Here is a 14,262-nt window from a genome sequence, read left to right as displayed (position 1 = left end):
AAGCAGGGATGACATCATGAGAGGCGTGGGACTCGGCATCAGCGCGCTGCTGTTGGCCGCGGCAGTGGGGGTGGCGCTGTGGCCAGCGGGGGACAGGCCCGGGCGGGAGCCGCCGCGCCTGGACGTCGAGCTCGACCGCGAGGCCCTGGCCGGGCGGCGCGGGGCACTGCTCGACGAGATCGTCTTCCTGCGCGAGACCGATATCGGCCGGGTCACCGGGCTGATCGAGTCGGGCAGTCACCAGCTCTTCAGCCAGGGGATCTCGAGCCCCACGGTGGTCAACCGGCTGCGCGACTCCGTCCATGCCGATCATGACCTGGCCTTCGGCACGTCCAGCGAGCTGACCCTCAACCCCGCCGGGCCGATCCTTGCCGATGGCAGCCTCAACCCCTTCGCCCTGCCCGAGATCCGCGAGGCGCTCAACTGGCTGATCGACCGTCGCCACGTCGCCGAGGAGCTCTATGGCGGCCTGGCCGTGCCGCGCACCCTGCCGCTCTCCACCGCCTTTCCCGACTACTCGCGGCTCGCCGAGGTGGCCCGGGCGCTGGAGCTCTACTATGCCCACGACCCCGAGCGGGCCCGCGCCGCCATCGATGCCGGCATGCGCGAGCTGGGCGCCGAGCGCGAGGGTGGGCGCTGGACCTGGCGCGGCGAACGGGTGCGCCTGCGCCTGCTGATCCGCACCGAGGACGAGCGCCGCCGGGTGGGGGACTATCTCGCCAACCTGCTGCAGGAGCTCGGCTTCGAGGTGGAACGGCGCTACCGCACCGCCGAGGAGGCCTCCAGGCTCTGGATCGCCACGGATCCCGCCGCCGGCCACTGGCACCTCTATACCGGCGCCTGGATCTCCATCGTGATCCAGCGCGACCAGGCCGACAACTTCAGCTTCTACTACACCCCCCGCGGGCGCGCCGAGCCGCTGTGGCAGGCCTACCGCCCTGCGCCCGAGTTCGATGCGCTCGCCGATCGGCTGTCGCGGCGCGACTACCAGAGCTGGGAGGAGCGCCAGGCGATGATGGCCGAGGCCCTGGCGCTGGCCCTGGCGGACTCCTCCCGGGTATGGCTGGTGGACCAGCTCAACGCCTCGGCGCGGGCCGCCAACGTCGAGGTGGCCGCGGATCTGGCCGGCGGGGTCTCGGGCTCCGCGCTGTGGCCCTACACCCTGCGCTACACCGACCGCCTCGGCGGGCGCATGGTGGTGGGGCTGCCGGGGCTGCTGGGCGAGCCCTGGAACCCGGTGGCCGGCAGCAACTGGGCCTTCGACCGCATGATCACCCGCGCCACCCAGGACCCCGTGGTGCTGCCCGATCCCTACACCGGGCTCTACCACCCCCAGCGCATCGCCCGCGCCGAGGTGGCGGTGGAGCAGGGCGTGCCGGTGGAGCAGACCCTGGACTGGCTGACGGTGACCCGGGAGGCGCAGATCCGGGTGCCCGACGACGCCTGGGTCGACTGGGATGTCCTCTACGGTCGTTTCATCACCGCCGAGGAGGCCCATCCCGAGGGGCTCACCGCCCGCACCCGGGTGCGGGTCCACTACGACGATGACCTCTTCGCCCACCGCTGGCATGACGGCTCCTGGCTGACGCCGGCGGACTTCGTGCTGCCCTGGATTCTCGACTTCGAGCGCGCAAGCGAAGCGAGCCCGCTCTTCGATCCGGCCCACCTGGCCACCTTCGAGGCCTTCCGCCGCCACTTCCGCGGCTGGCGGATCCTCTCCACCGAGCCCCTGGTGATCGAGGTCTACAGCGACCAGATCTTCCCCGATGCCGAGAGCATCGTCGCCGCCCGGGCGCCGAGCCCGCTGCCCTGGCACGTGCTGATGCTGGGCATTCTCGGCGAGCGCCGCGGCGAGCTGGCCTTCTCCTCCAACAAGGCCGATCGCCACCGGGTCGACTGGCTGAGCCTGGTGGCCGGCCCCAGCCTGCCGGCACTGGCACGGCTGCTGGATCAGGCCAGGGAGGCCAGCGAGCTGCCCCACGAGGTGGCCATGAGCGAGTGGATCGCGCCGGGCGAGCGCGAGCGGCGCCTGGAGGCCCTCGCCGCCTGGCACGGGGCCTTCGGCCACTTCTGGGTGGGCAGCGGCCCCTATCGGCTGCACTCGGTGCATCCCGTGGAGGGCAGCGTGGTGCTGCGCCGCTTCGAGGGGTATCGCGACCCCGCCGACCGCTGGCTCGGACTGAGCACGGCGCCCATTCCGGAACTGGTGCTCGATGGCCCCCTGGTGGTGGAGGCGGGAGGCCCGAGGGCTCGCAATGGCCTGGCGGCCGGCGGTGCCGAGGGGCACGAGGCCGCCGAATTTCGCCTCAGCGTCACCGTGGAGGGCGAGCCCTATCCCGAGGCCGACGTCCAGGAGGTGAGCTACCTGCTGTTCGACGGCCAGGGGGCGCTTGCTCATCGCGGCGAGGCCAGGCCGCTGGGCGACGGCGAGTGGCGGGTGCTGCTGGACGCCGAGGCCCTGGCGGCCCTCGGCAGCGGCGCCAACAGCCTGGAGCTGGCCGTGATCAGCCGGCGGGTGGCGCTGCCGGCCTTCGCCTCCCATGTGTTTGCCACCGTGCCATTCGGCGAGGAGGTGCCCCGATGACCCCCGAATCCTCGACCGAACCGCGGCGGCCCTCCCTGCGTCGCGCCCGCCTGCACGACCTGCGTCATCTGCTGCTCTTCGCCCTGGGGCGTCTCGTCGCCCTGCTGGCCACGGTGCTGGTGGGGGTCTACCTGACCATCGTGGTGGCCAACATGGGCGGGCAGGTGGATGAGCTGCGCCTGGTGCAGATCAGGAGCGAGGTGGTCGAGACGGTGCGCGCCGACCCGGCCTTCTTCGACATGCCCGGCGAGGAACGCAACGCCCTGGTGGCACGCCAGGTGGCCCTGGAGGTGGAGCGGCTGCGCCTCGACCAGCCCTTCGTGGTGCGCAGCCTCGACTACCTGAAGCGGGCCATGAGCCTGGACCTGGGGCGCGCCGAGCAGATGCACAGCGATCGCGGCTCCCGGGAGGTGCGCGACATCATCACCGAGCGGCTGCCGGCGACCCTGCTGCTGTTCGGCACCGCCAACCTGCTGGTCTTCTTCACCGCGGTGTTCGCCGCCCTCTCGCTGTCTCGGCGCTACGGCAGCGCCCTGGACCGTACGGTGATCGCGCTGGCGCCGAGCTCGGCGGCACCGGGCTGGTTCTACGGCATCTTCCTGATCCTGCTGCTGGCCTTCCTGTTCCCGTTGCTGCCCGCCGGGGGCATGGTCACCGCGCCGCCGCCGGAGGGCCGGCTCGCGTACGCGGCGAGCCTTGCGCGCCACATGCTGCTGCCGGTGGCCGCCATGTTCCTCTCCTCGATCTTCGTCTCCATCTACTCCTGGCGCACCTTCTTCCTGATCCACTCCAGCGAGGACTACGTGGAGATGGCCCGCGCCAAGGGGCTCTCGTCGCGGCGCATCGAGCGTCGCTACATATTGCGCCCGGCGCTGTCGCCCATCATCACCAGCTTCATGCTGATGCTGATCGGCCTGTGGAGCGGGGCGATCATCCTCGAGCAGGTGTTCAACTGGCCCGGGCTCGGCTCGCTGCTGTTCCAGGCCATCGGCCACCGCGATACGCCGGTGATCATCGGCGGGGTGGTGATCTTCGCCTACCTGCTGGCGGCGACCGTGTTCCTGCTCGATATCCTCTATGCGCTGCTCGACCCGCGGGTGCGGGTCAAGGGAGGCCGCCGATGAGTGCCGCGACAGAGCGCAGGGGCTGGCGGGAGCTGGCCCGCTACCCCTCGGCGCTGCTGGGCGTCCTGATCATCCTGCTGCTAGGCGTCGTGGCCCTCGCCACGCCGCTGGTGATTCCCTACGGCGAGGCCCTGGAGCGCTGGCGGGGCGGCGAGATGTGGCAGCGCCACCCGGTCAACGCCTCGCCGGCCTGGGTCGACCGCCTGCGCGGCGGCAACGCCGCCCGAACCCTGACGGTGGCCAGCCACGCCGCTGAGGTCGAGGAGGTGCCCTTTCCGGGCGGGCGGCGGCTGCAGATCCCGCTGGAATTCGACTACGCCTACGGGGGCTTTCCCAGCGAGATCAATCTCTTCCTCGCCGCCGAGGGGCACGCTCGCGCGCCCTTCGTGCGGCTCACCTGGGAGGCCCCGGACGGCCGCGAGGTGGCCCTGGGCGGCTATCGGGTCGGCCGCCAGGAGCGCGTCTCGATCTCCCAGGACCGCGGCCTCGAGCGGCGCCTCGGCGGCCTGGCGCCCCATATCGGCCTGCTGAGCGCCCCCCTGGTGGAGGGGGAGCCCGAGGTGCTGAAGGGTCGCTATCGGCTGCTGCTCGATGCGGTGGTGTTCGACGAGCAGGCCGGGCTCGGGGCCGAGCTGGTGCTCTACGGCCGGGTCCACGGCATCGCCGGCACCGACCACCAGCGCCGCGACCTCAGCCTGGCGCTGCTGTGGGGCACCCCGGTGGCGCTCGCCTTCGGGCTGATCGCCGCGGTGGGCACCACCCTGACCACCCTGGTGATCGCCGCCGTGGGGGTCTGGTACCGCGGCTGGGTGGACGCGGTGATCCAGCGCCTCACCGAGGTCAACATGATCCTGCCGGTGCTGCCGATCCTGGTGATGGTGGGCACCCTCTACTCCACCAGCATCTGGCTGATGCTCGGGGTGGTGGTGCTGCTCGGCATCTTCAGCGCCGGCATCAAGACCTACCGCGCCATGCTGCTGCCGATCCGCGAGGCGCCCTACATCGAGGCCGCACTCGCCTACGGGGCCTCGGACCTGCGCATCGTGATGCGCTACATGCTGCCGCGCATCCTACCGGTGCTGATCCCCACCTTCGTGACCCTGATCCCCACCTTCGTCTTCCTGGAGGCGTCGCTGGCGGTGCTGGGGCTGGGCGACCCCGAGCTGCCCACCTGGGGCAAGGTGCTCAACGACGCCCAGTCCCAGAGCGCGCTCTACAACGGCTACGTCTACTGGGTGGTGGCCCCGGCGATCCTGCTGATGCTCACCGGCCTGGGCTTCGCCATGCTCGGCTTCGCCCTGGACCGGGTCTTCAATCCACGACTGAGGAGCCTGTGATGGCAGGGACGACGGCAGGCGAGACCCTGCTTCGCGTCGAGGAGCTGGCGCTGCACTACCGTACCCGCGGCGGCGCGGTGCGCGCCGTGGACGGGGTGAGCTTCGACGTGAAGCGCGGTGAGGCGCTGGTGATCCTCGGCGAGTCGGGCTGCGGCAAGAGCTCGCTGGCCAGGGCGATGATGCGCCTGCTGCCGCGCAACCTGGCCCACCATAGCGGCCGGGTCAGCCTGGGCGATGCCCCGATCAGCGAGCTCTCCGACGAGCGCTTTCGTCGCGAGGTGCAGTGGTCGCGCATGGCGCTGGTGATGCAGGCCTCCATGAACGCCCTGAATCCGGTGGTGAAGGTGGGCGAGCAGGTGGCCGAGCCGCTGCGCGAGCTGAAGCGCTGGCCTCGGCGCCGGGCGCTCGAGCGTGCCGCCGAGGTGTTCCAGCGGGTGGGGCTGCCGCTGGACTTCATGGCCCGCTACCCCTTCGAGCTCTCCGGCGGCATGCGCCAGCGCGCGGTGCTGGCCATGGCGCTGGTGGCGGAGCCGGAGCTGGTGATCCTCGACGAGCCCACCTCGGCGCTGGACGTGCTGACCCAGGCGGCGATCATGAACGTGCTGAAGGAGATCAAGGCGGAGCAGGGCACCAGCTTCATCCTGATCACCCACGACGTGGCCACCTCCAGCGAGCTGGCCGACCGGGTGGCGCTGATGTATGCCGGCGAGCTGGTGGAGGCGAGCAGCGCGGCGCGCTTCTTCGCCGAGCCGGCCCATCCCTATTCGCGCCTGCTGATGAAAAGCGTGCCGCGGCTCCACGAGCGCGAGCGCCCGCGGGCCATTCCCGGTCAGCCGCCGAGCCTGCTCGCCTGCTCGACCCGCCAACCGGCTGCCGCTTCGCCGCGCGCTGCCCCGAGCGCTTCGCCCGCTGCGACGCGTCGCCCTCGGCGTTTGTTCCGGGAGGGGGCGCACGGGAGGCAGCGGGTGAAGGGGCGAGCGAGAGCCGCCATCGGGTGCGCTGCTGGCTGCATGCGCCGAGCGGGGGAGGTGAGCATGGCTGAGACGCCGCTGGTGGAGGCCCGTGGCCTGCACACCTGGTTCGAGCTGCGTCAGTGGGGCTTCCTGCGGGTGGGGGCGGTGCGGGCGGTCGACGATGTCAGCTTCACCCTGGCCCGCGGCGAGGCGGTGGCCTTCGTCGGCGAGTCGGGTTGCGGCAAGAGCTCCCTGGTACGAACCCTGCTGGGCCTGCACCGGCCGACCCGGGGCGAGGTGCGCTTCGAGGGGGAATCGCTGGCCGGCCTCAAGGGGGCGGCGCTCAAGGCGTGGCGGGCCCGGGTGGGCTATGTGCAGCAGGACCCTTTCGGGGCGCTGCCGCCCTTCCTGGACGTGCGGCGCATCCTCGCCGAGCCGCTCAAGATCCACGGTGTGACGGATCGCGCCGAGCGCGAGCGGCGCATTCGCGCGGCGCTCGCAGAGGTGCGGCTGACGCCGGTGGAGGAGTTCCTCGGCAAGTTCCCGCATATGCTCAGCGGCGGCCAGCAGCAGCGGGTGGTGATCGCCCGGGCGCTGATCCTCGAACCGGCGCTGGTGATCGCCGACGAGCCGGTGTCGATGCTCGACGCCTCGGTGCGGGTGGAGATCCTGGAGCTGTTGCGCGGCATCCAGCGCGACCGCGGCCTGACCCTGGCCTTCGTCACCCACGACCTGGCCACGGTGCGTCACTATGCCGAGCGCATCTTCGTGCTCTATGCCGGCAAGGTAGTGGAGAGCGCCCCGGTGGACGACCTGCTCGACGCCCCCCAGCACCCCTATACTCGGGCCCTGCTGGCCGCACTCTCCGACCCGGACGCCGCCAATGCCACCCGCCTGCGCGAGGTGCCTGCCGGCGAGCCGCCGAGCCTGATCGACCCGCCGGCCGGGTGTCGCTTCCATCCGCGCTGCCCCCAGGCCATGGCGGGGCTATGCGACCGGGAGGTGCCCCCGGAGTTCATGCCGCGCTCGGACCACGGCGCCGCCTGCTGGCTGCATCAGCCGGGCGGCGAGGGAGAGGCGCAGGCGGCAGGGCCTGGACGATAGCGTCCAGGCGATGGTCATCAGATGGTGGTCATCAGGCGCTGGGGGCCGGCGACATGGGTCAGGCGGCGCCGAAGCGCTGGTGCAGCCAGGCGTTGATGGCGTCGGACTCGTAGAGCCACTCCTCGCGGCCGTCGTCGTGGGCGATCTTCAGGCAGGGCACCTTGATGCGCCCGCCGCCCTCGGCCAGGGCCTTGCGGTGATCGGGGTCGAGCTGGGCGTCGCGCACCTCGATGGGCAGGCCCAGGCGGGCGATTTCCTTGCGCACCTTGACGCAGAAGGGGCAGGTGCGGAACTGGTAGAGCGCGAGGTTCTCGCAGGCGCTGTCGACCTCGGCCTGGGCCTCCGGGCTGCGCTCGATGGACTTCGGGGTGGAGAGCTTCTCGGCGATCAGCACGACCGGCGCCAGCACCAGGCGCAGGCCGCGGAAGAAGGTGCGGATGATGATACGCATCGGGGGAAGTGACCTCGGGAATGGTGAAGGAAACGGCGCCCATGATGCCTGTCTGGGCGGCGGCTGGCCATCCCCGACGGCTACTCCTCCCACTCGATGCGCAGCGGATTTTCCTCTGCCGGCCAGGTGTCGGCGTCACGGGTCTCGCCGTCCTCGCCCAGCACCAGGTGGCTGCGCTGGCCATGGTGGCGCAGTCGGGCGGCGAGCATGGCCAGGCCCTCGGCGTCGTCGCCGCTGAGCAGGCCGATGGGGTGTTCCGGATGCATCCAGACCCTTGCGCGACCGGCCTCTTCCAGCCCCTCCCGGGGCGGGGCGGCGAGGCCGCGCTCCCGGCGCCATGCGACGACCTCGTCGGTGGTGCCCACCACCAGCAGCGGCGCGAGGGTCTCCCACTCGCCATCCAGTGCCTCCTCGGCGGGCAGCGACGCGAGCCGGCGGCCCAGGGCCCGGCTGGCCAGCGCCTCCAGCTCCGCCGTGCGGCCAGGCGTCAGCGCCACCAGCCGGGTGTCGGGGTCGAGCAGCAACCGGCGCAGCACGCTGGGCAGCGCGCCGGGGTGGCGCAGCAGCTCGGCGTCGGGGTCCATCTCGAGCGCCCGCGGGGGCCCCGCCAGCGGCAGGGCGAAGGGCTGGCGCGCGCTCTCCATGCGCTGGGTCAGGGTCACCGGCCCCGCGTCCGTGTCCACCACCAGGGGCACGCTCATCGGCCAGGGGGCGTGCTCGCCCCGCTGGACCAGCACGCCATGCAGCCAGCCGCCGTCCGGTTCGGCCTCGAAGCGTACCTCCTCCAGGGCCAGCGCCGGGCGGCCGGGGCGGTCGCGCCAGGCGGCGAAGAAGGGGGCAAGCTCCTCGCCCGCCGCCTCGCTGAAGGCGGCCTCCAGGGCCTGCCAGTCGGCGGTGCGGTGCATCCAGCGCCCGGCGAAGGCGACCAGGGCGGCGTCGAAGGCGGCGTCGCCCAGGCGCTTTCGCAGCATGTGAAAGAGAAGGGCGCCGTGCTGGTAGCCGATCAGTCGGCCGGCGGGGTCCGGGCCGCCGCGGAAGTCGCGCAGGGTCGGCTCGTGGACGGCGGGCAGCGCAGCGAGGTCGCGCAGCCAGCCCCGGCGCAGCTCGGCATCCTCGCCGGCCGCCTCGGCCACGGCGTGGTCGGCCAGGTAGGTGGTCAGCGCCTCGGCCCAGTTGCCCTCGGCGTAGTCCACCAGCACGCCGGCCCCCCACCAGGCGTGCATGATCTCGTGGGGCAGCGAGGTGTCGGGAATGAAGGGCAGCGGGATTACCCGCTCGCCGAGCAGCGTGAAGCCGGGAAAGGCGACCCCCACCGGCGCCGGCGAGGCGGCGATGCTGAAGCTCGCAAAGGGCAGGCGCCCCAGCCGGGCCTGGAAGGCGGCCAGGTGGTGCGCCGCCCGCTCCAGGTAGGTCGCACCGAAGGCGGCGTCCAGCGCCTCGGGGAAGAGCACCCGCAGGGTCACCCCGCCCACGTCGCGCTCGCGCAGGGCCCAGGGGCCGGCGGCGAGCTCCACCTCGCGGGTCCGCGGGTGGTGGAAGCGGGCGAGCCTGCCTTCTGGCGTGGTCCGCTCCTCCACCAGGGAGCCGCTGCCCAGCGCCCGCTGCCCGGCCGGGGTATACACCTCGAGGGAGAGCGGCCCGGCCGCCTCCACCAGGTGGGGATACCAGCCGCCCCGGGTGGGCAGGAAGGTGCCGGCCTCGGCGATGGTGTGGCGCGTCTCCCGCTCCGCCTCGGGCAGCGTCCCCTGCCAGCGCAGGGTGAGCGTCGGCGCGGAACAGGCCGGAACCAACCAGCGGCCCTCGTGGTCCCGCGCCAGCCGGAGCGTCCGCTCGCCGCAGTGGGCCTCGCGGACATCGAGCCCGTCGAGCAGCGCGAAGCGACCGCCGTCGGGCAGCGGCTGCACCAGTTCGCCGGCGAGGCTTCGCTCGGCGGGATCGAGGTGCAGTGTCAGCCGGCGCTCGGGCCCGAGCGCCTCCCCCCAGGCGGGACCGGCCAGCAGCGCGCCGAGCAGGGCCCAGGCCAGAGGCGAGCGGCAGCGGGGCAGGCCCGTTGTCGCCATGGATTCAGCGCACCCCGTCGCGAAGCGGGAAGCGGGCCAGCAGCTCCTCGGTGCTGCCATTGCGCGTCACGGTGAGGGGCAGCAGGGTGCCTGGCGTCTGGCGGCGTACCAGGTCGGTGAGTTCGCCGGGGCGGCGCACTGGCCGGCCGGCGACCTCGACGATCAGATCATCACGCTGCAGACCCAGCGTTTCGGCCAGGCTCTCCTCCATCACCCTGACCACCCGCACGCCGCCCTCGTCTGCCGCGATCAGGATCCCAAGGCGCTGGGGCTCGGGGGGCTCGAAGGCGGCCTCGTCGCCGAGGGTAAAGAGCGCATCGGCCAGCCCCGTCGGCGGCGTGCAGCCGTCGTTCCGCTGCCAGGCCAGCAGCCCGGCGGCGTCGATCCCTAGATCGGCCAGCTGGTGGGGCACGCCGTGGCCTAGGCTGACATGGCCCTGGCCCATCAGCCCCACCACCAGCGCCGCCTCTTCGGCGGCCTCGGCCAGGGCCTGGGCCATGGCGCGATCCCACACCAGCTGGGCATCGATGAAGCGCTCGAGGCCCGCCTCGGGGTCCACGGCGCTGGGGTGGTTGGCATAGACCTCGGCCAGCGCCTCGCGGTATCCCTCGGAGGCGGGGACGGGCGGGGTGATGGCGTGTCGCTCCTGCGGGGGAATGGCCTCCCACCCCTCTTCGGCGATGCGCTGGCGCAGCGCCGGGGTGACGTTGAGCGCCCGCAGCGGGATGCGCTGCATGCGCGCGAAGTGCAGGATCGGCAGGTAGGCGTCGGGGTCATAGCCCCAGGCACCCAGCCAGTCGCTCTCGGCCAGGAAGGCGGCCTCGTCGAGCTCGCCGGCCACCCAGGCGTCCAGCGCTGGCTGGGCCTCCCGGGGCAGCATCTCCAGGCCGATGACCATCCGCGGCTCGCGGGCGTGCAGGCCGGCCAGGGTGTGCAGCTGCCAGCGGTGGTGGGCCAGTCGCTCGTGCTGCTCGCCGAGCAGCACCACGCGGTGCTCGGCCAGGTCGGCCATCAGCGTGGCGGTATCCACGACCGCGCCCGCGCGCTGCCACTGGCCGGGGGCCGGGCAGTCGCTGGCCTGGGCGGCGGGGAGGCCGGCGAGGATCAGGGCGAAGGGGAGGGCGGCGATGCATGGGGCACGGAAAGGGGAACGCTGCTGCGGCATGGGAGCTCCTGACGGGCGAGTCGGCGGGCCTCAGGCCGCTACCATAGCGCAGTCGGCTCGCCAGCAGGAAAGGGCCGCGATCAACGCGGATCGCGGCCCGGCAGGTACCCACCCCGTGCACCGGGGTCAGTAGTGGCGGCTGAAGCGCCCGTGGGGGCTGTCGTGCATCAGGCGGTCGAACTCCCGCCCGCTCATGTGCACCAGGGTCTCGTGGTCGCCGGCATCGAAGTAGACGTCGGGCTGGTGCCTGAGCATGTCGTCGACATAGACCTGCAGACCCCAGGCCTGGCCAACCGGGGAGGTGGCGCCGGGGTCGCAGTCGCAGTCGCGGAAGTGCTCCATGATCTGCTGCTCCGAGGCCAGGGAGACCTTCTCGTGGAGCATCCGCGAGAGCTGGTCGAGGTCGGCGTCGCAGCTGCTGGGGATCACCGCGAGGCGATACCCGGAGTCGCTGTGGAGCATCACCGCCTTGGCCATGCGATCGCCGGCAATCTTCGATGTCTCGGCGATGCGACTGGCGGTGATCTCCCGGGGATGGGGGAGTTCCTCGTAGTCGATGTCACAGGCCTCGAGATACTCCTTGAGGGTCATGGGCATGGTCATGGCGTGCTCTCTTCCGGACGCATGGGCCGGGGGGTTGACGGGGGCATCCTCACTCTCAGCATAGCCATCCCGCCTCTTCCTCGAGCATGATCCTCTTCATCGCGTGAGTGGGAATGGCATCGCACCGGGGGAATTGTCGATACACTCCTGAGAGGCAAGGTTGACGAGGAAGCGATGTGTCAAAGGCAATCACGAGAGGCGTTACGGTGAAGCGGTTCGGAAGCGGCATCCTGCTGGCGGCGCTTGCGCTTGCGCTTGCGCTTGCGCTTGCGCTGGCCGGCTGCGGTGGCGATTCGGGGCCCAGAGAGACACCTCTGGCGGTGCTGGCCACCGACAGCGAGGCTCTCGGCGGCAGCCGGGTGGTCACCGAAGGGGTGGTGCGCCACTTCGAGGAGCCGCTGCACTACTGGATCGAGGACGAGGACCTCAACCGGGTGGAGCTCTTCCCCCACGAGGCGATCGCGCCCCACCTGGGCGAGCGGGTTCGGGTGGAGGGGGCGTTCGCCTTCTCCCGGGAGGAGGGACGCCGCCTCACCCTGGAACGGGTCGAGGTGCTTGCCACGGCGGACTAGGCCGGTCGATTGACAGCCAATCGACTGACAGCAAGGAGAAGAGCGACTTGATGCAAGGGAAGGCCATCCAACAGCGGCTCGTCGAGCGCCCGGTGCTACCGCGCCCCGAGGGGCGCATCGAGGCGATCGACCTGGCCCGGGGCATCGCCATCGCGCTGATGATCATAAGCCACGCGGTAAGCGGGCTCTTCGGCATTCGCCAGCTGCCCGACTGGGGCCTGGTGCCGGTCCACTTGATCACCAAGTTCTCCTCGTCGCTGTTCATCGTGGTGTTCGGCATCGCCTTGGCGGTGGCCTTCCTGCCGCGGATGGGCGAGGCGGACTGGTCGGCGCGTCGCCTGCGCCTGATGCTGCGCGGCCTGGAGGTGTTCTTCTGGTACAAGGTGCTCACCGTGGTGGAGATGATGGCCATCTTCCCGCGGGAGGACATCCTCGACGCGCTGCTCTACCAGCGCTTCCCGATCTGGGTCGAGATCCTCGGCTTCTACGCCATCGCCCTGCTCTGGCTGCCCTGGGTGCTGCCCCTCTGGAGCCGCCTGCCGCTCTGGTCGCGGCTGCTGCTGCCGGTGGCCATCGCCCTGGCCGCGGGCTGGCTGGAGCGTCACGCCAGCTTCTGGGGCATCGAGCCGCTCAAGGCGATCCTTGTTGAAGACGCCAACCACTACACCTGGGGCCAGCTCTCGCGCCTGCCGCTGGTGCTGCTGGGCCTGTTGATCGGCGAGGCGCTGCTGCGCGGCTACTGGACGCCCCGGCGCGCCCGGGTGCTGCTGAGCATCGCCGGCGCCGGCGCACTGATGCTGCTCGCCTTCTTCGCCCTGGCCCTGGGCAAGGCGGAGACCACGGTCGACGATGCCCTGATGGCGGTGGCACGCAACGTCGGCAAGCACCCGCCGGAGCTTGCCTTCATGCTCTTCAGCCTGGGCGGGGCCCTGGTGATCCTGGCGCTCTGCCTCCAGGGCGGCGCGGCGGCGGCGCGCTGGCTGCGCCCGCTGACCCTGATCGGCGGCGACGCCCTCAAGGCCTTCATCTTCCATATCGTGGTGATCTTCGGGGTCTTCCGCTACCTGCTGGAGGCCTGGCAGGTCTACTCCTACCCCCAGGTGCTGGGCATCGGGGTGGCCCTGGTGCTGGCCACCGCCGGCTGGATCGCCCTGACCGGCTGGTTGCGGGAGAAGCGCGGATGACGTGGCTCACCGCTGTCGCCATCTCGAGCCTGGTGATGGCCGCGCAGGCCCTGGCCGGCAGCGCCTGGGCGCCCGAGCTCGAGGCCCGGCTGGCCGCCCTGGAGGCCGAGGGGCAAGACGAGATCGGCCTTCACGTGCGCGAACTGGGGGCGAGGGACGGCTCGGTAGACCGAGGCGAGCGGTTCGGCTGGCGCGACGACGAGACCTGGTACCTGGCCTCGCTGGTCAAGGTGCCGGTGGCCGTGGAGCTGCTCGCCCGGCGCGAGGCCGGCGCGCTCTCCCTCGACGAGACGCTGGTGCTCAAGGAGCGCGACTACGTGGACGGCGCCGGGCCCATCAACTGGGCGGAGCCGGGCACGACCCTGGCGCTTGGCGAGCTGCTCGAGCCGATGCTCACCGAGAGCGACAACACCGCCAGCGACCTGCTGATCGGCCGGCTGGGCCTCGCCGCGGTGAACGACCGCGCCCAGGCGCTCTCCGGTGGCGGGCTCGGCCCCATCACCCCGCTGCTGGAGGTGCGCCGCGAGGCTTACGGGTATCTGCATCCCGGGGCCCGGGCGCTCACCGGGATGGACTTCATCCGGCTGCGCCAGGTCGAGGAGGATGACGCCCGCCTCGACGCCCTGGCCGAGCGCCTCGGCGTGCCGCGAGGCGAGTTTGCCCTGCCGAGCTTGGATGCCGGCTTCGACGCCTACTACGCGAGCGGGCTCAACGCCGGGCGCCTGGACGCCTTCGGCGCGCTGCTCGCGGCCATCGGCGAGGGGCGGGCGCTGGGGCCCGCGGCCACCGCCGAGCTGCTGGCGATCATGGCGCGCACCACCAGCGGCGAGGCGCGGCTCAAGGCGGGCCTGGGGGACGATATCCGCTTCGCCCACAAGACCGGCACCCAGCACCGGCGCAGCTGCGACGCCGGCATCGCCTTTCGCGGCGAGGGCGCCGTCGAGCGGCGCTGGGTGGTGGTCGCCTGCACCCGGGGCGAGCGCGATATCGAGCACTCGGAGGCGACCCTGAGCGAGGTGGGCCGGGCGCTGCGCGAGTCGGGCCTCCTCGTGCCCTGAGGCGGGGCATGCATCCTGCCTATGAAGCGGCTAGCCCTGCTCGATTAGCATCGGGAGCGGTTCGCGG

11 protein-coding genes are annotated in these 14,262 nt (G+C 71.9%); 7 read left to right on the top strand and 4 right to left on the bottom strand.

Annotation, left to right across the window (positions count from 1 at the left end):
* Positions 1–16 precede the first annotated feature (16 nt).
* Genes B6N23_RS03225 through B6N23_RS03210 form a run of 4 tightly spaced genes read left to right on the top strand, consistent with a single transcriptional unit; the run spans position 17 to position 7,102 of the window.
* Positions 17–2,584, top strand: coding sequence for an ABC transporter substrate-binding protein (locus B6N23_RS03225; protein WP_305501780.1), 2,568 nt, complete (start codon positions 17–19; stop codon positions 2,582–2,584).
* Positions 2,581–3,708: an ABC transporter permease gene (locus B6N23_RS03220; RefSeq protein WP_302142387.1), complete on the top strand. Its 1,128-nt coding sequence runs from the start codon at positions 2,581–2,583 to the stop codon at positions 3,706–3,708. Before B6N23_RS03225 ends, B6N23_RS03220 begins: the two co-directional genes overlap by 4 nt.
* The gene (locus B6N23_RS03215) at positions 3,705–5,045 is read left to right on the top strand and encodes an ABC transporter permease (RefSeq protein WP_305501777.1); all 1,341 of its coding nucleotides are present in this window, start codon (positions 3,705–3,707) and stop codon (positions 5,043–5,045) included. The genes B6N23_RS03220 and B6N23_RS03215 overlap by 4 nt, the downstream gene beginning before the upstream one ends.
* Positions 5,045–7,102 carry a dipeptide ABC transporter ATP-binding protein gene (locus B6N23_RS03210; RefSeq protein ID WP_305501775.1) on the top strand — a complete coding sequence of 686 codons (2,058 nt, stop codon included), beginning with the start codon at positions 5,045–5,047 and terminating at the stop codon, positions 7,100–7,102. The genes B6N23_RS03215 and B6N23_RS03210 overlap by 1 nt, the downstream gene beginning before the upstream one ends.
* 58 nt (positions 7,103–7,160) lie before the next feature.
* Here the strand turns inward: B6N23_RS03210 and B6N23_RS03205 are convergent, their stop codons facing one another.
* From B6N23_RS03205 to B6N23_RS03190, 4 genes are all read right to left on the bottom strand, one after another.
* The gene (locus B6N23_RS03205) at positions 7,161–7,553 is read right to left on the bottom strand and encodes a glutaredoxin family protein (protein WP_110070494.1); all 393 of its coding nucleotides are present in this window, start codon (positions 7,551–7,553) and stop codon (positions 7,161–7,163) included.
* A gap of 80 nt (positions 7,554–7,633) precedes the next feature.
* On the bottom strand, positions 7,634–9,613 hold the full coding sequence (locus B6N23_RS03200; protein ID WP_305501773.1) for a M1 family metallopeptidase: 1,980 nt from the start codon (positions 9,611–9,613) through the stop codon (positions 7,634–7,636).
* A 4-nt stretch (positions 9,614–9,617) separates the two neighbouring features.
* Positions 9,618–10,778 carry a ChaN family lipoprotein gene (locus B6N23_RS03195; protein WP_305501771.1) on the bottom strand — a complete coding sequence of 387 codons (1,161 nt, stop codon included), beginning with the start codon at positions 10,776–10,778 and terminating at the stop codon, positions 9,618–9,620.
* 126 nt (positions 10,779–10,904) lie between these two features.
* Positions 10,905–11,381, bottom strand: a complete 477-nt coding sequence (locus B6N23_RS03190) for an aminoacyl-tRNA deacylase (protein ID WP_305501769.1) — start codon at positions 11,379–11,381, stop codon at positions 10,905–10,907.
* A gap of 206 nt (positions 11,382–11,587) precedes the next feature.
* Between B6N23_RS03190 and B6N23_RS03185 the strand changes: the two genes are divergently transcribed.
* From B6N23_RS03185 to B6N23_RS03175, 3 genes are read left to right on the top strand one after another with little or no spacing between them, the layout of a single operon-like run.
* Entirely contained in the window at positions 11,588–11,953 is a 366-nt protein-coding gene (locus B6N23_RS03185) for a hypothetical protein (protein ID WP_305501767.1), read from the top strand.
* 50 nt (positions 11,954–12,003) lie between these two features.
* On the top strand, positions 12,004–13,137 hold the full coding sequence (locus B6N23_RS03180; protein WP_305503937.1) for an acyltransferase family protein: 1,134 nt from the start codon (positions 12,004–12,006) through the stop codon (positions 13,135–13,137).
* A complete protein-coding gene (locus B6N23_RS03175; protein WP_305501765.1) occupies positions 13,134–14,195 on the top strand; it encodes a serine hydrolase in 1,062 nt (353 codons plus the stop codon). Before B6N23_RS03180 ends, B6N23_RS03175 begins: the two co-directional genes overlap by 4 nt.
* The last annotated feature ends 67 nt before the right edge of the window (positions 14,196–14,262 follow it).

Origin of the sequence: Halomonas alkalicola (genome assembly GCF_030704205.1) — a bacterium.
In the GTDB taxonomy this organism is placed as follows: Bacteria; Pseudomonadota; Gammaproteobacteria; order Pseudomonadales; family Halomonadaceae; genus Halomonas; species Halomonas alkalicola.
This window is presented reverse-complemented; position numbering and strand designations above follow the sequence as displayed.

Coding starts and splice junctions, on each gene's coding strand:
- B6N23_RS03225 (WP_305501780.1), top strand. CDS start 17: ATGAGAGGCGTGGGACTCGGCATCAGCGCGCTGCTGTTGGCCGCGGCA.
- B6N23_RS03220 (WP_302142387.1), top strand. CDS start 2,581: ATGACCCCCGAATCCTCGACCGAACCGCGGCGGCCCTCCCTGCGTCGC.
- B6N23_RS03215 (WP_305501777.1), top strand. CDS start 3,705: ATGAGTGCCGCGACAGAGCGCAGGGGCTGGCGGGAGCTGGCCCGCTAC.
- B6N23_RS03210 (WP_305501775.1), top strand. CDS start 5,045: ATGGCAGGGACGACGGCAGGCGAGACCCTGCTTCGCGTCGAGGAGCTG.
- B6N23_RS03205 (WP_110070494.1), bottom strand. CDS start 7,553: ATGCGTATCATCATCCGCACCTTCTTCCGCGGCCTGCGCCTGGTGCTG.
- B6N23_RS03200 (WP_305501773.1), bottom strand. CDS start 9,613: ATGGCGACAACGGGCCTGCCCCGCTGCCGCTCGCCTCTGGCCTGGGCC.
- B6N23_RS03195 (WP_305501771.1), bottom strand. CDS start 10,778: ATGCCGCAGCAGCGTTCCCCTTTCCGTGCCCCATGCATCGCCGCCCTC.
- B6N23_RS03190 (WP_305501769.1), bottom strand. CDS start 11,381: ATGACCATGCCCATGACCCTCAAGGAGTATCTCGAGGCCTGTGACATC.
- B6N23_RS03180 (WP_305503937.1), top strand. CDS start 12,004: ATGCAAGGGAAGGCCATCCAACAGCGGCTCGTCGAGCGCCCGGTGCTA.
- B6N23_RS03175 (WP_305501765.1), top strand. CDS start 13,134: ATGACGTGGCTCACCGCTGTCGCCATCTCGAGCCTGGTGATGGCCGCG.